At 66.7% G+C, this 21,230-nt stretch carries 18 protein-coding genes and 1 pseudogene; 11 read left to right on the top strand and 8 right to left on the bottom strand.

The features are described from left to right. On the bottom strand, positions 1-1,840 hold a 1,840-nt coding region (locus G3N62_RS04680; RefSeq protein ID WP_206141146.1), incomplete at its 3' end, for a DEAD/DEAH box helicase. Positions 1,841-2,030: 190 nt separating this feature from the next. Next, positions 2,031-2,555, bottom strand: coding sequence for a metal-dependent hydrolase (locus G3N62_RS04675; protein ID WP_034191578.1), 525 nt, complete (start codon positions 2,553-2,555; stop codon positions 2,031-2,033). Positions 2,556-2,965: 410 nt separating this feature from the next. Between G3N62_RS04675 and ggt the strand changes: the two genes are divergently transcribed. Next, a complete protein-coding gene (ggt, locus tag G3N62_RS04670) occupies positions 2,966-4,687 on the top strand; it encodes a gamma-glutamyltransferase (RefSeq protein ID WP_034191577.1) in 1,722 nt (573 codons plus the stop codon). Positions 4,688-4,743: 56 nt separating this feature from the next. Here the strand turns inward: ggt and G3N62_RS04665 are convergent, their stop codons facing one another. Beyond that, positions 4,744-5,667, bottom strand: a complete 924-nt coding sequence (locus tag G3N62_RS04665) for an alpha/beta fold hydrolase (protein WP_124669394.1) — start codon at positions 5,665-5,667, stop codon at positions 4,744-4,746. A 351-nt stretch (positions 5,668-6,018) separates the two neighbouring features. Between G3N62_RS04665 and G3N62_RS04660 the strand changes: the two genes are divergently transcribed. After that, positions 6,019-6,468: a helix-turn-helix domain-containing protein gene (locus G3N62_RS04660; RefSeq protein ID WP_049034740.1), complete on the top strand. Its 450-nt coding sequence runs from the start codon at positions 6,019-6,021 to the stop codon at positions 6,466-6,468. 21 nt (positions 6,469-6,489) lie between these two features. Here the strand turns inward: G3N62_RS04660 and G3N62_RS35845 are convergent. Then, positions 6,490-6,674 (bottom strand): annotated as a pseudogene (locus G3N62_RS35845) (ISL3 family transposase); the annotation flags it as partial. Positions 6,675-6,682: 8 nt separating this feature from the next. After that, on the bottom strand, positions 6,683-8,098 hold the full coding sequence (locus G3N62_RS04655; RefSeq protein WP_124669393.1) for a TolC family protein: 1,416 nt from the start codon (positions 8,096-8,098) through the stop codon (positions 6,683-6,685). 278 nt (positions 8,099-8,376) lie between these two features. On the opposite strand from G3N62_RS04655, the gene G3N62_RS04650 reads away from it, so the two are divergent. The 7 genes from G3N62_RS04650 (at position 8,377) to ppk2 (ending at position 15,963) form a co-directional block, all read left to right on the top strand. Beyond that, positions 8,377-8,553 (top strand): hypothetical protein, encoded by a 177-nt coding sequence (locus G3N62_RS04650; protein ID WP_006479216.1) that lies wholly within the window; start codon positions 8,377-8,379, stop codon positions 8,551-8,553. A gap of 225 nt (positions 8,554-8,778) precedes the next feature. Continuing rightward, positions 8,779-8,964, top strand: coding sequence for a hypothetical protein (locus G3N62_RS04645; RefSeq protein WP_027791386.1), 186 nt, complete (start codon positions 8,779-8,781; stop codon positions 8,962-8,964). A 131-nt stretch (positions 8,965-9,095) separates the two neighbouring features. Continuing rightward, entirely contained in the window at positions 9,096-11,216 is a 2,121-nt protein-coding gene (locus tag G3N62_RS04640; RefSeq protein WP_059556440.1) for a peptidase domain-containing ABC transporter, read from the top strand. After that, positions 11,213-12,217, top strand: coding sequence for a hypothetical protein (locus tag G3N62_RS04635; RefSeq protein WP_034191696.1), 1,005 nt, complete (start codon positions 11,213-11,215; stop codon positions 12,215-12,217). Before G3N62_RS04640 ends, G3N62_RS04635 begins: the two co-directional genes overlap by 4 nt. Positions 12,218-12,229: 12 nt before the next feature. Then, positions 12,230-13,525, top strand: coding sequence for an HlyD family efflux transporter periplasmic adaptor subunit (locus G3N62_RS04630; protein ID WP_034191572.1), 1,296 nt, complete (start codon positions 12,230-12,232; stop codon positions 13,523-13,525). Positions 13,526-13,529: 4 nt separating this feature from the next. Next, positions 13,530-14,924, top strand: coding sequence for an OmpW family outer membrane protein (locus tag G3N62_RS04625; RefSeq protein WP_124669392.1), 1,395 nt, complete (start codon positions 13,530-13,532; stop codon positions 14,922-14,924). A gap of 88 nt (positions 14,925-15,012) precedes the next feature. Then, positions 15,013-15,963: a polyphosphate kinase 2 gene (ppk2, locus tag G3N62_RS04620; protein WP_034191570.1), complete on the top strand. Its 951-nt coding sequence runs from the start codon at positions 15,013-15,015 to the stop codon at positions 15,961-15,963. Between the two features lie 60 nt (positions 15,964-16,023). On the opposite strand, the gene G3N62_RS04615 is transcribed toward ppk2, so the two are convergent. Both G3N62_RS04615 and G3N62_RS04610 read right to left on the bottom strand, forming a co-directional pair. Then, entirely contained in the window at positions 16,024-16,611 is a 588-nt protein-coding gene (locus tag G3N62_RS04615) for a YigZ family protein (RefSeq protein ID WP_034191569.1), read from the bottom strand. A 354-nt stretch (positions 16,612-16,965) separates the two neighbouring features. Further along, positions 16,966-17,823 (bottom strand): LysR family transcriptional regulator, encoded by an 858-nt coding sequence (locus G3N62_RS04610; protein ID WP_059556698.1) that lies wholly within the window; start codon positions 17,821-17,823, stop codon positions 16,966-16,968. 130 nt (positions 17,824-17,953) lie between these two features. Between G3N62_RS04610 and G3N62_RS04605 the strand changes: the two genes are divergently transcribed. Together G3N62_RS04605 and G3N62_RS36240 are read left to right on the top strand one after the other, a co-directional pair. Beyond that, entirely contained in the window at positions 17,954-18,532 is a 579-nt protein-coding gene (locus G3N62_RS04605) for a DUF4865 family protein (RefSeq protein WP_226252102.1), read from the top strand. Continuing rightward, entirely contained in the window at positions 18,532-18,654 is a 123-nt protein-coding gene (locus G3N62_RS36240; protein WP_264172321.1) for a hypothetical protein, read from the top strand. The genes G3N62_RS04605 and G3N62_RS36240 overlap by 1 nt, the downstream gene beginning before the upstream one ends. Before the next feature lie 65 nt (positions 18,655-18,719). Here the strand turns inward: G3N62_RS36240 and G3N62_RS04600 are convergent, their stop codons facing one another. Beyond that, positions 18,720-20,921, bottom strand: coding sequence for a glycoside hydrolase family 3 C-terminal domain-containing protein (locus G3N62_RS04600; protein ID WP_124669390.1), 2,202 nt, complete (start codon positions 20,919-20,921; stop codon positions 18,720-18,722). Positions 20,922-21,230: the final 309 nt, after the last annotated feature.

Raw genomic sequence — 21,230 nt, 5'->3', positions numbered from 1 at the left:
CGGCGCGGGCGCCTTCGCCGGCCAGCCGGTCGCCGTCGGCGAACAGCCCGTCGAGCCGCGCGCGCAGTCGGCCGACCGCCGCCGACAGTTCGTCGCTGCGCCCCGGCGCCTCGCCGAGCCAGAACGGAATGTTCGGCGACTGGCCTTGGGCGTCCTCGACGCGCACGCGGCCCGTTTCCACGCGAATGATCCGGTACGACTGGTTGCCGAGCTGGAACACGTCGCCGGCCAGGCTTTCGATCGCGAAATCCTCGTTGACGGTGCCGACCTGGATGCCCTGCGGTTCGAGCAGGACCGCGTAGTCGGCCATGTCGGGGATCGTGCCGCCCGACGTGGTCGCGGTCATCATCGCATTGCGGCGCCCGCGCACGGTGCCGCCGACCACGTCGCGATGCAGGTACGCGCCGCGCACGCCGCGACGGCTCGTGAAGCCTTCGGCGAGCATCTTCATCACTTCGTCGAAGCGCTCGCGTGTCAGCCTTGCGTACGGCGCGGCACGCGTGAAGCTCGCGTACAGCGCGTCTTCCTGCCACTCCGCACACGCGACTTCGGCCACGATCTGCTGCGCGAGCACGTCGAGCGGCGCTTCGGGAATCCGCAACGCGTCGAGTTCGCCGCGTTGCACGCAGTCGAGCAGTGCCGCGCATTCGACGAGCTCGTCGCGCGACAGCGGGAAGAGGCGCCCCTTCGGCACGCCGCCGACGTGGTGCCCCGAACGGCCGACGCGCTGCAGGAACGGCGCGATGCCGCGCGGCGAGCCGACCTGGCAGACGAGATCGACGTCGCCGATGTCGATGCCGAGTTCGAGCGACGCGGTCGCGACGAGCAGCTTCAGTTCGCCGCGCTTCAGGCGTTGCTCGGCATCGAAGCGGTGTTCCTTGGCCAGGCTGCCGTGATGCGCGGCGATCGCATCCTTGCCGAGCCGGTCGGCGAGATGGCGCGCCATGCGCTCGGCGGTGCGCCGTGTGTTGACGAACACGAGCGTCGTGCGATGCGCGGCGGCGAGCCCGGCGATGCGGTCGTACACCTGTTCCCACACGTCGGTGGCCATCACCGGTTCGAGCGGCACGTTCGGCAGTTCGAGCGCGAGGTCGCGCTCGCGCGTGTGGCCGGTGTCGACGATCGTACAGTCGCGCGGCGCGTCGGCCGGGCCGCCGACCAGGAAGCGCGCGACCGCGTCGATCGGCTTTTGCGTCGCCGACAGCCCGATGCGCGGCAGCGCGCGGCCGGCCAGCGCGTCGAGGCGTTCGAGCGACAGCGCGAGATGGCTGCCGCGCTTGGACGACGCGAGCGCATGGATCTCGTCGACGATCACCGAGCGCACGTTCGACAGCATTTGCCGCCCGGAGGTGGACGACAGCAGCACGTACAGCGATTCGGGCGTGGTGACGAGGATGTGCGGCGCGCGCTTGCGCAGTGCGGCACGCTCGGCCTGCGTGGTGTCGCCGGTACGCACCGCGGTGCGGATCGCCGGCACCGGCAGGCCGAGTTGCGCGAGCGATTCGGCGATGCCGGCGAGCGGCGCGTCGAGGTTCACGTGGATGTCGTTCGACAGCGCCTTCAGCGGCGACACGTAGACGACCAGCGTTGCATCGGGCAGCGTGCCGTCGTGCGCCAGCGCATCGCGCACCAGATCGTCGAGCGCGCACAGGAACGCGGTGAGCGTCTTGCCGGAGCCGGTCGGCGCGGCGACGAGCGTCGACCGGCCGGCCTTGATGTGGGGCCACGCGAGCGCCTGCGCGCCGGTCGGCGCGGCAAACGTGCGGCGGAACCACGCGGCCACGGCCGGGTGGAACACGTCGAGCGCACGGGCGGCAGGGCGGGTAGCGGTGACGTCCATCGGAGCGTTGAAATGGGGTGCGAGTGCGCGGGCGAACCGCGCATGAATCGAATCGTCAGTGTGCCAGACGTCGCGGGTGCGTGCCGGGCAGGCCTATCGACGATTCATCTTCAGATGGGGACTCGCGGCGCGCTTTCAACGAACCGAAAGTTGCGTGCCATTCTTCGCGTCGAATGGCGACGGATTGCAACTAAACGCGATGCAGCCAGCCGAGCCAGTGTTCGAGCAGCGGCGCGCGCGACCACAGCGATTGCGCGAGCCACAGCGTGCCGCCCCAGGCGGCGGCCACGACGATCAGGTCGCAATGCCCGCTGTTCCACAGGTTGAGCGAGTGACGCCGCCAGATCCACGGCACGCCGAGCGGGTTCGGCCAGTCGGCGAGCAGGTGCATCACGCCGCCGCAGGCGAAGCCGAACAGCGGTGCGGCCCACAGCGGATGCGGATGATGAGTCAGCCCGTGCCATCCGAGCGCAAGCAGCGCGACCCAGCCGATGCCCCAGTGCGTGACGGTGCGATGCGTGATCCACAGGCGGCGCTTGCGGGTCCACCAGGCGACTTCGAGCCAGTCGGGTGCGGTGCCGCCGGCGACGCCCGCGACGAACGCGGCGAGCATGCCGGTGTGCCAGGGGCCGGTGGCGCCGGTTTGCGCGACGAGGACGGCGGCGGCGACGCCGGCCGCGAAGCCGGACGCATGATGTGCGTTGTGTGATGCCATAGGGAGCGAGACGAACAAACGTGAAGCGGCACGTGAACGAAACAGCGATGTCGTGCGAAAGCGGGGCGCTATCTTCTCAGATCGACCCGCGCTGCGGGAGGGGCGTTTGCAGATTTTTTTGCGTGTGCCGCGTGGCAGGCGGCGAGGTTCGCAACTTTTCGGTTTTGCGCGCTGCGTGACGGCGTGCATCGGGCGCGCAACGCATGCCGTTTCGACCGATTCGTTTGGCCGTCGCGGCGCCGCAATGTGACCGCGCGCACACGATCGGCATGCCGTCGTTGCATGCCGCGTGTTCGACCCTTATTGTCCCCCTATACTACGAAGCCGGCCGATCGCCGCCGGCGCGCCGGCGGTCATCGACGGATCAGGTGCCTTTCCTGCCTGAAGGAGATCCACATGGGGGACATGCAATGACTACGCTGAATCGCTTCAAATCATCCGCTGCCGTGCTTGCGACGATGGCCGGCATCGGGTTTATGCCGAACGCGCCCGCCTATGCGAAAGGGCCGCAGCCGGCGGTCCTGACGAGTTCGGCCGTTGCGGTGGCCGACAAGTACAGCGCGGATGCCGCGGAGCGGATCTTCAAGGAAGGCGGCAACGCGATCGATGCGGCGGTTGCGATCGCCTTCACGCTCGCCGTCACGTATCCGGAAGCCGGCAACATCGGCGGCGGCGGCTTCATGACGATCTACAAGGACGGCAAGCCGTACTTCATCGACTACCGCGAGCGCGCGCCGCTCGCCGCGACGAAGGACATGTACCTCGACAAGGACGGCAACGTCGTCAAGGGCATGAGCCTGTACGGTCCGCGCGCGGTCGGCGTGCCGGGCACGGTCGCCGGCATGTGGGAAGCGCAGAAGCGCTTCGGCAAGCTGAAGTGGAAGCAGGTGCTCGCGCCGGCGATCCACTATGCGCGCGACGGTTTCGTCGTTGACGAGCAACTCGCGCAGCGCGGCGTCGATGCATCGAAGGAATTCGGCGGCAAGACCAACTTCGACAAATACTTCTCCGGGCTGAAGGCCGGCGCGAACTTCAAGCAACCCGACCTCGCCGACGTGCTCACGCGCATCGCGAACGACGGCGCGGAAGGTTTCTACAAGGGCAAGACGGCCGAACTGATCGCCGCGTCGATGAAGACCGGCGACGGCAACGGGCTGATCACCACCGAGGATCTCGCGCAGTATCGTGCGGTGTGGCGCCAGCCGGTGCAGGCGAAGTGGAACGGCTACGACGTGATCACCGCGCCGCCGCCGAGCTCGGGCGGCATCGGCCTTGTGCAGTTGCTGAAGATGAAGGCCGACCTCAAGCAGGACTTCGAGGGCGTGAAGCTCAATTCGCCGCAGTACATCCACCTCGTCGCGGAAATCGAGAAACGCGTGTTCGCGGACCGTGCGCAGTATCTCGGCGATCCCGACTTCTACAAGGTGCCGATCGCGCAGCTGACCGACGACGCCTACATCGCGAAGCGGGCGGCCGAGGTCAACCCGAAGGAGCCGTCGGACACGAAGAGCGTGCAGCCGGGCCTCGGCACGACGATGCCGGAGAAGGCCGAAACGACGCACTTCTCGGTCGTCGACAAGTGGGGCAACGCGGTGTCGAACACGTACACGATCAACGGATACTTCGGCTCGGGCGTGATCGCCGACGGCACGGGCATCGTGCTGAACGACGAGATGGACGACTTCTCCGCGAAGCCGGGTGTCGCGAACATGTTCGGCGTGGTCGGCAGCGACGCGAACGCGATCGAACCGAAGAAGCGCCCGCTGTCGTCGATGTCGCCGACGATCATGACGAAGGACGGCAAGGTGTCGCTCGTGATCGGCACGCCGGGCGGCTCTCGCATCTTCACGTCGATCTTCCAGGTGATCAACAACATCTATGACTTCAAGATGCCGTTGAAGGAAGCGGTCGGCGCGATGCGCTTCCATCACCAGCTGCTGCCGCCGAACACGATCTTCTGGGAGCCGTACCACCCGATCGAAGGCGAGCTCGCGAAGCAGATCGAGGCGCGCGGCTACACGCTGAAGGGGCAGGATTTCAGCGGCGACATCCAGGTCATCAAGATCGACGGCAAGACGCCGGAAGCGATGGCCGATCCGCGCGGGCGCGGTGTGACACGGGTTATTCGTTGACATGAAGCGATGCGCGTGTTCCGCGGCCGGTGCAGGTTGGCGGCTGCGGAACGCGTTCAAGCGGTGGCCCGGATGAAGCCGGCGATCCGCTTGGCGATGGCGTCGGGCGCATCCTCGAAGCAGTAGTGCCCGACGCCCGCCAGCCGCTCGACGGGCGCGGACGGAAACAACGCGGTGAAAAGCGGCAGGAAGTGTTCCGCGCCGAGCGTCCGGTCGGCATCTCCCCAGAGCGCGAGCGCGGGTTTGCCGCGTATCGCGCGCAGTGCCGCCGCATCGGGCTCCTCGAACCGGTGCGCGCCGGCGGCAAAGCCGCGGGCCCAGCCGATCGCGCCGAGACAGTCGGCCGGTTGCGCGAACGGCGCTCCGTACGCGGCGATCCACGTGTCGGTGATGACCGCGTGGTTCTCGAACCCGTTCAGCTTCAGCGTGCTCAGGATGTTGAAGCCGAGCTGACCGAGCACCGTTTCGAGCGTATCGTCGGCCGCCGCGCGCATGATCCACTGGAACCACGGCGCCTCGCGAGCATTCGCATTCAGGCGCTCGACGAGATCGGGCTGGCCGAACGGCGTTGGTCCGTTCGCCGACACGATGCGCCGGATCCGGTCCGGATGACGTGCGGCGAGCCCCATGCCGACCGGGCCGCCGAAATCGTGCATCACGAGCGTGATGCGCTCGAGGCCGCGCGCGAGCACGAAGCGCTCGAGGTTGTCGATGTGGTCCTGCAGCCAGTAGCTGCGGTCCCGCGGCGTCGCGCTTTTGCCGAATCCCATGTGATCGGGCACGACGACGCGGTACGTCGGACGCAGCGTTGTCACCAGATGGCGGAACAGGTAACCCCACGTAGGTTCGCCATGCAGGCACAGGACGGTTTCGCCGTCGCGCGGTCCTTCGTCCACGTAGTGCATCCGGAAGCCGGATGCTTGGTCGAAATGCGGGGCGAAGGGAAAGGTGCCGTCGAACGTGGCATCGGACCGGATCATCGAACGCTCCTTCGGTAGTCGAGTAGTTTGGTTTCAATGTGAAACCGAATGGAAGCGTAGGACATGAGGTTTCAAGTTGCAACCAGAAGCGCGATCCGGTCGACTGCCGCCGGGTGTCGTCGTTGATGCGTGGCGAAGCGTTGGAAAGCGATGATGGCGTGATTGACGAGTCAATCGGCTGAATCTCAGGTCAATTGGAGTCGAAACCTCCGCGCCGTTCGCCGATCGCGAACAGTCGGGTTCGCCCCATTGATCTTTGGGTAGACGGGTTTTATATTGCAACCATTCATTTCAATGGAAAACGACTGCCGCTCAGCCTGCCCACAGGGAACGGCGTAACCGCACGCACCGATGAACCGACGAACCACGCACGAAGATTCCCTTTGCGGCGTTGCCCGCCCGCTCGATGCGATCGGCGACGGGTGGTCGCTGCTGATCGTGCGTGACGCGTTCGACGGGCTGAGCCGTTTCGGCGAATTCCAGAAAAACCTCGGCCTCGCGAAGAACATCCTGGCGGCTCGCCTGCGCAACCTGGTCGCGCACGGGATCATGGACATCGTGCCGGCCGCCGACGGCGGCGCGCATCACGAGTACGTGCTGACCGAGAAGGGGCGCGGGCTGTTTCCGCTGCTGGTCGCATTGCGGCAGTGGGGTGAGGATTTCTGCTTCGAACCGGACGAGGCGCACGTGCTGCTCGTCGACCGGAAAACCGGACTGCCGGTCAGGAAGCTGGAGCTTCGTTCGCAGGACGGGCGCGTGCTCGGGCCGGAAGACACGGTCGTGCTGCCGCCGCCCGGCTGACATGCGGGATTATCCTTCCGGCTGCATGCTGGCCGCTTGAAGCGGCTTCTCGCAGGCCTCGGCGAAGCGCTTCGTCGCTCTGCGGTAGCGGCCGCGCCGCGCCGGTTTTTCCAGTCGGGGCCCGCCGCGGCATTCGCAGCGGACCCGCCGGCGAGGCACACGCGACACCAGCGGGTTTCGAACCGCGGCAGATCGCGCATGCATCGAACCGCCGTCAGCTCCGGTCGTTCGCCGCGTTGCTTTCGAGAAAGCTGTCCACCGCGATCAGCGACTGCTCGTCGAGCGTGCCGAGCACGCTTTTCAGCTTCAGTTGCAGCTTCAGCGCATCGAGGTAACTGTCGAACAGCTTCTGCCGAATACCCGAGATGTCCCGCCGCAGGTTCAGCGTTTCGTACGTCGTGCTGTAACCGACCTGATGCGCTTTCATCGACGAATCGTACGCGAGCCGCGCGGCCTGCAGCGACTGCTGCAGCGCGCGGATGCGCTTGCCGACCGATTCGAGCGCGGACAGCGCCTCGCGATGATCGGTGCCCAGTTGCTCCTCGACCTCGCGCAGCCGGTTGCGGTATTGCTCGGTCACGTGCTCGGCTTCCACCTGCCGGTAGTACACGCTGCCGCCGGAGAAGATCGGAATCGTCACCTGCACGCCGAACGCGCTCTGATGGAAGTCGGACCGATCGGTGAGCCCGCGCAGGTTCGGGTTGAGCCCGCGCGAATACGACGCGAACAGGTCGACGGTCGGCAAGTGCTCGGCGCCGACGCGCTTGGCGGCGAGCCGCGCGACCTGTACGTCGCGATACGCCTGACGGTACGCGGGGTTGTCCTGCGGCGCGTAGTCGCCGGACGGAATGCGCGGCGATGACCCACGCATCGCGAGCCGGGGCCAGCGCGTGAAGTCGATCGTCGAGCCGAGCAGTGTCTCGTAGCGTGCGCGCCGCGCGTCGACGTCGGTCTGCGCGAGCGCTTCGTCGGATTGGGCGAGGCTGCGGCGCGCCTCGATTTCGGCGGTGTCGCCGATCGTCTTCATCCCGAGTTGCGCCATGCGCCGCGTGTCGCTTTCGAGCCGTGCCAGCGCGCTGACCTCGTCGTCGGCCGACTGCAGTTTCTCGCGCGCGCTCAGCAGGTCGAAGCACGCGTTCGCGACGCGCAGGATCAGGTCCTGCTTCGCGACCTCGAGTTTCTGCTTCGCCGATTCCTCGTACTCGGTCGCGCGCCGCATGTCGTACAGGTAGGGCACGTTGAACAGGGCCTGCGTGATCTGGGCGGAACCGTATGCGGCATTGCTCGAGCCGCTGACGTCGATGCCGAACAGGTTCGCGTGCGTACCGTAGCGCCCCCATTCGAGTTGCGCGGCGGCTTGCGGCAGCATCTGCGCGCGCGCTTCGGGGAATTTCTGGCGGGCCGCGTCGTATTCGCTGCGCGCCTGCAGATAGCGCGGATCGTGCACCGATGCGTACTGGTAGGCGGTGTCGAGGCAGAACGCGTGCGCGTTCGTGGTCGCACCGATAACCGTTACAGCGATCAGTGTCATGGTTGCAAGTCGGGGATTCCACCTAGTTGGAAATCTTGATAAGGAAATACCCGCATTCCGCGTTGCCGATCCGCCATTCGCGCGCCTCGTTTCAAACATGGCCGTCTCCGTCTCCTGCCCGTGCCGCAACGCATTGCGGCGGGATTTAAACGTTTTGAAATTGAAATTCAAAAAACATGAATGTCGCTTAGCCGTCATACATCGGAAATTGCGACTGTAAGAGTGTGTCCTCCATTGAATTCCGATGCGACCGCATGATAGCCTGATTTCGGCTGGTAATCGCGGTGATTATTAGATTAACAAGTCGCTAGGGATTAAAAGCCGTTTGTCTTTCAATGAAGGTTCTTTGCATCATCTTTATTTTTTACGAGGAGAGAATGATGAAGGTCATGACGACGGAACAGGTCAGGAATGTGCATGGCGGCGGGGCGATCAGCTCGCTGGGCAGCCTCGCCGTTGACGCCGCGCCGGTGGTGACCGCGCTCGGCCAGTTCCTGCCGAGCCTCGGCAATTACCTGCAGAACCCGAAGACGTTCAACAACACCGGCAAGTAACCGCCGTGCGCGGGGAGGCGCCCCCCGCGCGAGATGCCGCGAAACAGAAGGAAAAGAATCGATCGCCGCAGTGGCAATTAAGCGACTCCGGAATGCATTATTTCGGAATCGGGCGATTATCAGGAGGCGGGAGTGCCGGATTATCTCCGTAATAAAGTAAACGGCCATTGAGTTTTCGATTGGCTGACGGCTGCAGGCATTCCGACAATATAAAGGCCACAACAAATGCGAGACATCACGGAAGAACAGGCCCGCCAGATTCGTGGCGGCGCGTCGCTTTACTCCAATTCGGCTGCCTATACGGTCGATCTCGTCAACCAGTCGATCGGGACCACGCTGCAGGGCCTGATGACCCAGTACCAGACCCGCGCCGTCGAACAGTTCCGGATGTCGCTCGGCTCGTCGCGCTGAGCGGCCGGTAACACCGGTCTTCCGCCGCGGCCGGCAGTGCGCCGGCTGCGCCCATGCGTATCGCGCACGACCCGCCACGGGCCCGCACGGCAGGCCCGGGCGGCGTGTCGTCGCGCCCCGGGTGCCCGACCATGCTCTTCAATACGCGCAAAGTCCGTCCGGTCCTGCAGGACGAGGTGACGGAGTGCGGCCTGGCCTGCCTCGCGATGATCGCGTCGTGGCACGGGCGCGAAACGACGTTGCGCACGCTGCGCAACCGCTATCCGGTGCGGATCGATTCCGGGCTGTCGTTCTTCGACCTGATGGAGATCTCGAACGATCTCGGGCTGCGCGCGCGCGGGTTGCAGTTCGACGCGGGAGAACTCGACGCGCTCAAGACGCCGTGCATCCTGCATTGGGGGATGAACCACTATGTCGTGCTGACGAAGGTCGGCTACGGCAGCGTGCACATCGTCGACCCCGCGCTCGGCGAGACGAAGCTGCCGCTCGCGCAGGCGCTCACGCACATCACCGGTTATGCGCTCGAACTGAATCCGGACATCGGCTTCACGCGGGCGGGTCCGACCGACCGGATCCGGTTGCGCGACTACCTCGCAGGGCTGACGGGCATCCGCAAGAGCCTCGCGATCGGCATCGCGGGCGGCGTCGCCGCGCAGCTCCTGCTGCTGCTCGGCCCGTCGTACGTGCAACTGACGATCGACGAGGCGCTGAAGAAGACCGACGTCGACATCCTGTACCTGCTGACGATCCTGTTCGCGATCGTGTTCCTGTTCGACACGCTGTACGCGAACCTCGTCGGCAACATCAAGAGCTACCTGCGCAACATCGTGTCGCAGCAGCTGTCGGCGAACATGGTCGGCCATCTCGCGCGGCTGCCGATCGGCTATTTCCTGTTCCACAACACCGGCGATTCGATTTCGCGCGTGTCGTCGGTGTCGGAGGTCGGGCGCTTTCTCGTCGACGGGCTGGTCGGCGGGCTGCTGAATATCGTCACCTGCACCCTGACGCTCGTGCTGATGTTGTACTACAGCCCGGTGCTGGCCGGCATCAGCCTCGCGGGGATGGTGCTGTTCGCGCTGAGCCGGCTCGCGATCCAGCCGCGGCTGCAGGACGCGATGTCGCAGATCCTCACGCGCGGCGCGCAAGCCGATGCGCTGCTGATCGAGAACATCCGTTCCGCGCATTCGATCAAGCTGCTGTCGGCCGAGACCGCGCGCAGCAGCCTGTGGGTCAACGCGTTCACGCAGAAGCTGCAGGCGATGCGCCAGCAGGAGCGGCTGCAACTGCTGTTCGATGCGATCTCGAAGGGGATCGTGCACGTCGAGCAACTCGTGATCGTCACGTACGGCGCGTGGCTCGTGATGCACGGACAGAGCACGATCGGCGTGATCTACGCGTTCATCCAGTACAAGAACCTGTTCGCGGACAAGTTCATCGATTCGATCCAGCTCCATGTGCGCCGCAAGGTGCTGCAGGTGCACATGGACCGCGTCGCCGACGTGCTGCAGACCGAGACCGAGGAGCCCGCGCCGGATGCGGTCGTACGACCGATCGACGGATTCGACGGTGCGCTGTCGATCCGCGCGCTGTCGTACACGCCGAAGGGCGGCAACCGTCCGATCCTGCGCGACATCGCGCTCGACGTGCCGGCCGGCGCCAAGATCGCGATCGTCGGCCGCACCGGCAGCGGCAAGACGACGCTGTTGAACCTGATCTGCGGGCTCGTGCGCCCGGACCCGGGCACGCTGTTCGTCGGCGGCGTCGATCTCGCGGAAGTGAACCTGCGGCAGTACCGCAAGCATCTCGCGGCCGTCACGCAGTCCGACCAGCTGTTTCGCGGGACGATCCGCGACAACATCACGAACTTCGCGCCGGCGCCGCGGATCGGCGCGATGTTCGACGCGGCGAAGCTCGCCTGCATCCACGACGAGATCGAGCGGCTCGACCACCGCTACGACACGCCGCTCGGCGATACGCAGAAGTTCCTGTCGGCCGGCCAGATGCAACGGCTGCTGATCGCGCGGGCGCTGTATTGCGAGCCGCGCCTGCTGATCCTCGACGAGTTTTCGTCGAACCTCGACCAGGCGACGACGCACGAGATCTGCCGCAACGTGTTGACGCTGCCGTGCACGATCGTGCTCGTCACGCACGACGCGTCGATCCTGTCGATGGTCGACCGCATCTACCAGATGCACGACGGCGTATTGACCGACGCGACCGGCGCGTGGCACGCGGCCGAGGAGGCACGGTGATGCTCGGGCGGCTCTTCCTGCTCAATCCGTTCTCGTATGCGTTCCTGCTGCGCCGCGCGGTGCGTGCGGTCGCGCTGCGTACGTCGCCCGCGTTCGGGCTGCGGCTGATGCGCTGGTGCTCGGGCGCATGCCTGCGCTGCTTTCCGCCCATTCGCGAATCGATCGAACGCGCGGTCGCCTACATGCTGAGCGCGCACCTGAACGACGATCCGCGGCGCGTGCGGGAAGTATCGGCCGCGATCGTGCGCGAGCTGTTCGAGGCCGAGTTCGCCGGACTCAAGCTGCGCACGCACAGCCTCGCGTCGATGAAGTCGATGATCGACGGGATGGCGTGCGAAGGCGACGATCAATTGCGCGCGGCGCTCGCACGCGGCGGCCCGCTGATGCTCGCGGGGCTGCACTTCGGCAACCTGATGCTGTTCGTCACGAAACTGCGCTTCATGATTCCCGACGACCGCAAGCTGATGGTGATCCTGCATCGCGACGCGCCCGGCGCGTTCTTCGACGATGCGCTGCGGCTCGTCGCCGAGTACGGCGCGGGCGACGTCGAGTTCATCGACATCGAGGAGCGCGTGCATCTGCGGCGGCTGATCACGAGCCTGCGGCGCGAAGCGCCCGTGTTCCTGCTGTTTTCCGACCTGCACGGCAAGTTCGGCAAGACCAACCGCTGCCGGCTCGGCGGGCGCTGGGTGCGGATGGCCGGCGGCGGCGTGAAGCTCGCGGTCGAACAGGGGATTCCGCTGCTCGTCGCGTATGCGACGGGCGTGCCGTTTCGCGATCGCTGCGCGGTGCATTTCACCGGGCTCGCGGCCAGCCCGCTCGCGCCGATGCTCGGGGCGGACGACGACGCATCGCCGGTGCGCGCGACGCACCAGCGCATCGTCGACCGCCTCGAACAGGCGCTCGTGCGCCAGCCCGAGCAATGGCATTTCTGGGAACACTTCACGCCTTACCTGATGCCGACGCCGCTGCTCGATGCGGCCGCGCGGCGTCGCGCCTGACGAGCCTGCCCCATGCCGATCTGGAATTCCGCCCTCCAAGAACAGAAGCCGTCGCGCAAGCTCGCGCGCGGCACCACTTTCGGCACCGTGATCCACGGCGTCGTCGACGTGCCGGTGTCGATGCGGTTTTTCTGCTACCTGTCGCTGGCGATGTTCGCGATGTTCGTGACGGCGCTCGTCGAACTGAGCTACGCGAATACCGAGAGCGTGTCGGGGATGCTGACGCCGCGCTCGGGGCTGATCGGCGTCGGCGCGCCGCCGGGCTGGGCGGTGCGCGACATCTACGTCGGCAAGGACCAGCAGGTGAAGGCCGGCCAGCGGCTGATGGCGGTGACGCGCGACACGAGCTTCGTCAGCCAGGCGAACAACGTGCAGGGCATGCGTGCGGCGCTCGACCGGCAACGCGTGGAGGTGACGCAGCAGATCGACGCGGCACGGCTCGAATACCGGTCGTCGGTGCAGCAGATCAACCAGCAGATCGCCGCGCAAGGCGAGAGCCGTGGGCTGATCGACCGGCAGATCCAGGACCAGAAGCGCATCGTCGACGAGTACGGCGAACGGCGCGCACGCGTGAAGCAGCTGCTCGACGAGCAGGTCGTGACGCTCGAACAGTACAACCAGGTCAACACGCAGTACCTGCAGGCCGGGCAGGCGTACCAGGACCTGCTGCTGCGCCGCGCCGAGCTCGCGAAGAACGCGATGAAGCTGCGCGGCGACCTCGACACGATGCAGAGCAAGTACGACGGCGCGAACGCGGAACTGAAGATCAAGCAGGAGGAGCTGAACGCGAAGGAATACAACATCGACGAGAACGTGAACCAGGTGCTGTACGCGCCGGCCGACGGGCAGATCGTGCGGCTCGACGTCGTGCAGGGCGGTGTGATCGACCCGCCGGGCACGCGCGTCGTCGAGATCCTGCCCGCGCAGGCCGACGGGCTGATCGCCGAGGTCTACATTCCGTCGTCGAAGGCCGGCTTCGTGAAGAAGGGGCAGGAAGTGAAGGTTGCGTACGCAAGCTATCCGGTCGAGAAGTTCGGCACCTATCGCGGCAAGGTGTTGTCGATCTCGCCGGTCGCGTTTTCGGCGAAGGAGCTGAACCTGCCGGGCGATGCGGCCGCGCCGCAGACCTACTTCAAGACCTGGGTCGAACTCGCCGATCGAACGCCGTCCTTCGAGGGGCGGCCGCTGTCGCTGCGGGCCGGGATGATGCTGAAGGCCGACGTCGTGCTGGAGCGGCGCAGCCTGCTCGAATGGCTGTTCGAGCCGCTGTACCGGATCCGCCAGCGCCTGTTCGGCGTGCCGGCCTGAGCCGATGGCGAATCGCGACATTACCCGCCGCCGCGCGCGGCCGGGCGCCGTGCGTCCGTTGTCGCGCTGGCTCGGCGCGACGCTGTTCGCGTGCGCGGCTGCCGCGCACGGCGCGCCGCGGCCGGACGGCGATGCCGCGCCGCGCTGGCAGGCCGGTGCCGACGGGATCGGCTTCTGGCCGGGCGGCGATGCGGACGGGTTCGACGCGAGCGCGTGGGCGACCGATGCAGGGCCGGCGCGCGGCGGGCGCGACGGCGCTGCGGCCGGCGTGCCGCCGCTCGACGCCGTCCCGTTGAGCGCACGCAAGATCACGCTCGGGCAGCGCACCGGTGAAGCGGGGCGCGCGTGCGCGGGAGCGCGCGACGATGGCGTCGACGGTATCGGCTTCGACGACAACGGCGCGGACGACGGCTGCGCGCCGGCCGCGCCGCGCGAGGCAACGGCGGATGACGCATCGGCTGGCGGCGTGGTCCACGCCGGCCGGATGCCGTACGAACTGCATCCGGTCGATCCGTCGCGGCTGCCCGATCTGCCGGCCGCGCAGGCGCCGCCGTTGCTCGAGCAGCTGATGGGCGACGACCGCAACATGGTCGGCCTTGGCTGGCACTTCGTCGGGACGACCGGCCGGTCGACGCCCGTGACGACGCATACCGACGCGCTCGGGCTGAACAGCTTCCAGAACGCCGGGTCGAGCCTGTCGCTCAGCAATACGAACACGCTGGCGTTCACGTTCACCCACTTTTTATCGGAGCACTGGGCGGCCGAACTCGGCGCGGGCATTCCGCCGGTGCTGACGCTGCGCGGGCACGGCAGCATCGCGCTGCCGCTCGAGCGCATCTTTGCCGGCGTCCAGGGGCGTTTTCCGCTGATCGACCTTGCGAACACGCAAAGCAATCCGCTCGCGACCACGCGCGCGTGGCTCGGGTCCGTCGTGTTCAAGTACTACCTCGGCGAGCGCGACGATCGCTTCCGGCCGTTCGCGGGCATCGGCGTCAGCTACACGCGCTTCACGAACACGAACCTGAACCCCGTGTTCCAGCGCAAGCTCGCGTCGCTCGGCGGGCTGCTCGCGGCAGGCGCGGACATCGGCAGCCTGCAGTCGCTGTTGCTCGACCCGGCGATGTTCCAGCGGATCTGGGATGCCGGCGGCGACCTGCTGCTGTCGGGGCGGACCAATGTATCGGCGAAGGTGAAGAGCGTGTGGGAGCCGGTGTTCACCGTCGGCGCGAGCTACCAGATCACGCGCCGGCTCTGGATCACGGGGATGGTCACCTATATCCCGCTGCGGACGAAGATCACGCTCGACATCAGCCAGCCGAACCGGACGCTTGCATCGAACACCTTCGATATTTCGGCCAATCCGGTGCTGGCCAGCGTGCTGCTGAACTTCCGCTTCTGACGGTCCCGGCGGCCGGTTTTCATCAATTTGACGCGCGACGCTGGGATAATGGCGAAGTTTGGCCGCGTCAATGATGGAAGGAGGCCCCATGGGCGACAAAGATACCCGCACCGAGACCGACAACCTTGCCGATTCGAGCTCGATGGAAGCGCGTCAGCGCCGCTTCGAGGAAGATCTCGTCGACGCATACGACGAAGAACTCGAAATGGAGCTCGACGACCGTCGCTTCGACGACGGCGACGACTTGCTGTTTTCGCAGGCGCGTCGCGAGGCACGCAAGCAGTATTTCCGCGAGCTGTTCCGGCTGCAGGGCGAACTCGTGAAACTGCAGGACTGGGTCGTGAGCACCGGGCACCGGCTCGTCGTCATTTTCGAAGGGCGCGACGCGGCCGGCAAGGGTGGCGTGATCAAGCGGATCACGCAGCGCCTGAATCCGCGCGTGTGCCGTGTCGCCGCGCTGCCCGCGCCGAACAACCGCGAGCGCACGCAATGGTACTTCCAGCGCTACGTCGCGCATCTGCCGGCCGGCGGCGAGATCGTGCTGTTCGACCGCAGCTGGTACAACCGCGCGGGCGTCGAGCGCGTGATGAATTTCTGTACCGACGACGAGTACGAGGAGTTCTTCCGGTCGGTACCCGAGTTCGAGAAGATGCTCGTGCGCAGCGGCATTCAGATCGTCAAGTACTGGTTCTCGATCACCGATCACGAGCAGGAAGTGCGTTTCCAGGCGCGGATCCAGGATCCGCTGAAGCAGTGGAAGCTGAGCCCGATGGACCTCGAAAGCCGGCGCCGCTGGGAGGCTTATACGGCCGCGAAGGAGGAGATGCTGCAGCGCACGCATATTCCCGAGGCGCCGTGGTGGGTCGTGCAGGCCGTCGACAAGAAGCGCGCGCGGCTGAACTGCATCCACCATCTGCTGGGCCAGGTGCCGTATCACGAGGTGCCGCACCCGTCGATCGACCTGCCGCCGCGCGAGCATCACGAGGACTACATCCGCCGGCCGACGCCGGACGACATGATCGTGCCGGATACTTACTGACGCCGGAATGCGCCTGGCAGCGTCAGGCAAAGCGGGGAAGGCAGGTGCCTTGCCCGCGCGTCACAGGTCCGGAAACCCCGAGCGCCCCTGGGTCAGGTCGAACAATTCGGCCCTCGCATCGGCCTCGGCGGTTTCCGGCAGCTTGATCACCAGTTTCACCGTCATGCCGTACGTGCTGTCCACCAGTTCGTATCCGGCCTGTTCGATCCAGCGGCGCACGCGCGCCTCCTCCGGGTAGCCGATCTCGATCGCGAGCCGCGTCTGGCGAATGCGCTCGATGCGCTCGGCATCGAGCAGCGCCGAGGCGATCGCATCCGTATAGGCGCGCACCAGTCCGCCCGCGCCGAGCTTCACCCCGCCGTAGTAACGCACGACCGCGCCGAGCACGCCGTCGAGATCGTGATGGCGCAGCACTTCGAGAATGGGCCGGCCGGCCGTGCCCGACGGCTCGCCGTCGTCCGACATGCCCGACTGGCCGCCGGCCAGCAGCGCCCAGCACACATGGGTGGCCGTCGGATGCGCGTCGCGCAGGCGTTGCAGCGCCTGCATCGCGGCATCGCGGTCGTCGACCGGGATCGCGAGCCCGATGAAGCGGCTCTTGCGGATCTCGAGTTCGCGGATATAGGTGGTGGCGAGCGTGTAACTCATGCGCCGCGAGCAACGGGTAAGGAAGTCAAGGTGATGATGGCCTGGCGATGCTGGGATATCGGCCCGCACGTGGATGGCACCTGCACGCGCGGACGGGACGAAACGGGAATTTTACCGTGGTGCGCATCGAAGCATTTCGATGCGGTCGAAACCCGGCTCGGGCGATGTGCCGGATACGAAGACGCAGACGAAGATGGCCACCGTGCGCGAGCATGCCGCCCGTCGAACGACCATGGGCTCCCGAGGTCGATCGCGTGGATAGCTGAAGGGCGGCCCCGCGCTCGTTGAACCGGTCGCGCAGCGGGCGCATGGTTTTCCCCGTGAGAGGTTCGGAACGCACCCGTGCGTGCGACGTCAACGTACCCCGATCGACGACCGCAGCGCCGCGCCGAGCGTGCGCAGTGCCTGCCGGGCGCGCGCGTCGGTCAGGCTGGAATGGAGCACCACGTCGCGCGCCGGCAACGGCGGCAGCCCGTATCGCGTTCCGACGTCGACCGTGCCGGCGGGCGCCACGCGATGCCCGAGCGCCGCGACGGCCAGCCCCGCGGATACCGCCGCGCCGATCGTCGCGATACCGCCGCCGACGAACACCTCGGTCCACGGAACACCGGCCTCGTCCAGCGCGCCAACGGCCATGCGCCGCACGCTGCAAGGTTCGGCCTGCGTGGCCAGCCGCAGCGGTTGCGGCGGATGGTACTCGAAATCGGCTGCGGCCATCCAGCCGAACGACTCCGACAGGATGGTCTCGCCGTCGAGCCGCCGGCTGTCGTGCTGCAGCGCGACGGCCGCGTCGAGCTGGCCGCGGTCGAATGCATCGAGCACGTCGCGCGACGCCGCGACGCGGATCTCCAGCACGAGTGTCGGCTCCGCTTCGCTCATGCGTCGCAGCAGCATCGGCAGATCGGCGCCGACGACATGGTGGCTGACGCCGATCACCAGCCGCCGCTGGCCCGTGCCGAACGCGCCGATTGCGCCGTGGTGCGCGGCCACCAGCTCGCGCGCCGGCTCGAGGAACGCGGTGCCGTCGGCCGACAGGCGGACCTGCCGCGGCGTGCGCTCCAGCAGGCGGCGGCCGAGCCCCTCTTCGAGCCGCTTGATCTTCAGGCTCACGGCCGATTGCGTCGTGTCCATCGCTTCCGCGGCTCGCGTGAAGCTCTTGAGGTCGGCGGTCAGCACGAACGCTTGCACGGCTTCGATGTCGAGCGTTTTCATCGCGCACTCATCCATTTAAGAATCGAATCATTGAAATATGATGCCATCGTCTTTTCAAATGATTCAAGGTCTTCTACGCTGTTCGCACGTTTTCCTGAATGTCACCCGTTGCTTTCGCCAGGAGTCGACCATGCTGACCGCGTACTACGTGCACCGCCTGCCGGCGGACTACGACCTCGACATCATCCGCAACCGCGTGCGCGAACGCGGCGCGCTCTGGGACGACACGCCGGATCTGCTGTTCAAGGGGTTCCTGCTGCGCGAGGCCGGCCGTTACGGCGCGACGGAAAACGGCTATGCGTCTTTTTATCTGTGGCGTCACGAACAGGCGTTCGCGCGGTTCGTGACGGCCGGCCGCTATCGGGTCGTGACGGACAGCTTCGGGCGCGCGCCGATCGAAACCCAGGTCGTGCTCGAGGCGCGCAAGGGCCGTGCGTCGATGGGACGCTTCGCGCGTCTGGAAACCCTCGATATTCCGCCGGATGCCGACCTCGACGCGACGCTTGCAGGAGAGATCGCGCGCAATCGCGAAACGGCGGCACGGCAGGGCGTGGTGGCCGCTGTCGTCAGTCTCGACCCGCTGCGCTGGCGACTGACGCGGGCCGTCGTCACGGAGCACGAACCGGACGAGGGTGGCGCGGGTACGGTGTATCAGGTCCTGCACCTGGCGCGGCCGTTGCTCGATACGCTGGAAGCGGGTGGTGCGTGATGGCCGGCATCGGGTCGCGATTGCCGGCCGGCCTGGTGGTTGCCGCGCATCTGGCCGGCGTGGCCGCGGCGATCGTCGCGATGGCCGCGCTCGCGGCGGTGCTGGCGCTGCTGCTCCGGTAACGCCGCTCGAACGATCGGCAAAGACGGGGAGCCGGGCACGCGGCTCCCCGCGGGTTCACCGGCGATCAGTTGCCTTGAAGCCGGATATCGCGCGACGACGCACCGACATACACCGTCCCGCCCGAGACGACCCGCCAGCCGTTACGCGACGTGTCCCACACGCTTTGCATCCGCGGCGACACGGTCACGCGCACGCGCCGCGCTTCGCCCGGATTCAGCCGGATCTTCTCCCAGCCGACCAGCCGTTTCGGCGGCTCGTCCTTGTACGGCACGCCGAGATAGACCTGCGGCGTTTCCGCGCCGGCGACACGCCCGTCGTTGCGCACCGTGAATGCGACGCTCAGCGAGCCGTCCCATTGTCTCGACACCGACAGTCCCGAGTACGCGAAGTGCGTATAGGACAGCCCGTAGCCGAACTCGAACATCGGCTTGATGTTGCGCGCGTCGTACCAGCGATAGCCCATGTTCAGCTTTTCCGCGTAGACGGGATCGTTGTCGAACGCGCCGTTTTGCCCCCAGGTCGGCGAGTCCTGATCGCGCGCCGGGAACGTGACGGGCAGCTTGCCGGACGGATTCACCGCGCCGAACAGCACGTTCGCGATCGCCTTGCCGCCGGCTTCGCCCGGATACCACGCCTCGACGATCGCCGATACGTTGTCCTTCCAAGGCATCAGCACCGGATTGCCGCTCTGGACGACGACGATCGTGTGCGGATTCGCACGCGCGACGGCTTCGACGAGCGCATCCTGGTTCGACGGATTCGCGAGGCTCAGGCTCTGTAGGTCGCCGAAATCCTCGCCGGCCGGTTGCGCGACCACGACGATCGCGACGTCCGAGCGGCCCGCGAGCGCCGCGGCCTGGTCGATCTCCTGCTGCGTGTACGCGCGGAACGGCGACTGCTGATCGCTGTTGCCCGCGTACGTGACCTGCGCGGCCGGCGCGAGCGCGCGAATGGCCGCGACGATCGGCACGTCGACCTTCAGCCACGGATTGCGCCACCAGCTGCAGCCCGTCGACGACCCGAACGTCAGGCCGCCGCAGCCCGCGAACGAACCCGAAACCGGATCGCGCGTGTTGCCGGAGCCGCCGCCGGACAGCACGGCCGCATCCGCGTGGCCGCCGATCACGGCGATACGCGACAGCGCCGCCGCGGCCAGCGGCAACTGGTTGCCGTCGTTCTTCAGCAGCACGATCGACTGCTCGGCGGCTGCCTGCGCGAACCGGTTCGCGGACGCGAAATCGATCGTGCCGCCGCCCTTGGCCGGATCGTCCATCACGCCGACGCGGATCATCACGGCGAGCTTGCGGCGCACCATGTCGTCGAGGCGCGCGGTCGACACCGAGCCGTTCGCGATCGCCTGCTTGACGGCCGCCGGGGTGAGGTAGACGGTCGGCCCGACGTCTTCTTCCTCGTCGAGCCCGGCGTTGATCGCGGCCGCGGTGCTGTGCGCGGCGCCCCAGTCGGACTGCACCTGGCCCTGGAAGCCCCATTCGTTCTTCAGCACGTCGTTCAGCAGGTGAGGGTTTTCGCACGCATACGTGCCGTTCAGGCGGTTGTAGCTGCACATCACGCTGCCGGGGCGGCCGCGCTTCGCGGCGATCTCGAACGGCAGCAGGTAAAGCTCGCGCAGCGTGCGTTCGTCGATCTGCGTGTTGCCGCCCATCCGGCCGTGCTCCTGTTCGTTGCCGGCGTAGTGCTTGATCGTCGCGATGACCTTCTGCCGCTGCGTGGCGAGCGTGCGTTCGGCGAGCAGGTCGCCGGCAAGCAGCGGATCTTCGCCGAGATACTCGAACAGGCGGCCGCCGCGCGGCTCGCGCGCGAGATTGGTGCCGCCCGCGAGGCCCATGCCGAATCCTTGCGCGCGCAACTGGATCGCGACCTGCTTGCCATAGTCGTACGACAGCCGGCGATCCCAGCTCGCGGCGACGGCGATCGTCGCCGGGAACGTGGTGCTGGCCTGCGAGGTGCTGCCGGAGCCCGTCGCCGAATCCACCATGTTGAGATCGGGAATGCCGAGCCGAGGCACACCCTGGATGTAGCCGGCACCGCCGCCCGGCACCTTGGACATTTCGTATTGCGAATGAATGAACTGGAGCTTCTCGTCGAGCGTCATCTTGCGCACGAGCAGGTCGGCGCGCCGCTGCGCGGCGGCTGACGCGAATGCGTCGGTCGCGTCGCCCTGCGAATTGAAATCGGCGTTGCCGGCGTAGGCGGTGGTGCAGAGGGTCGCTGCCAGCACGACGGCCGGCCAGAGGGTGTCCCGCATGTTGCTCTCCATGATCGTATTGCCGGTTGTTCGAATGATGTCTGGAGCTGCGCACGTTCGATGGATTCGCATCGGACGTATTCGGCTGGCGATGCAGGGTGGTTGCGCGTCGGCATGCCAGGCCGGGCGGGGAATCGTTACGGCCGGTTGGGCCCGATCGAACATCGAGGACGGCGACGCGGACCGTCCGACACTGCCGAATCGGATGTAGCGATTCTCTGCAGCGACCAATCGTACGAATGTAGTTTGACTACAGCATCGGTGTTTGTACCGATACGTACGATCTTTTTTCGACGCGGTGGAGCGATG

Source organism: Burkholderia sp. Tr-20355, from assembly GCF_017104685.1.
Taxonomy (GTDB): Bacteria; Pseudomonadota; Gammaproteobacteria; order Burkholderiales; family Burkholderiaceae; genus Burkholderia; species Burkholderia seminalis.
This window is presented reverse-complemented; position numbering and strand designations above follow the sequence as displayed.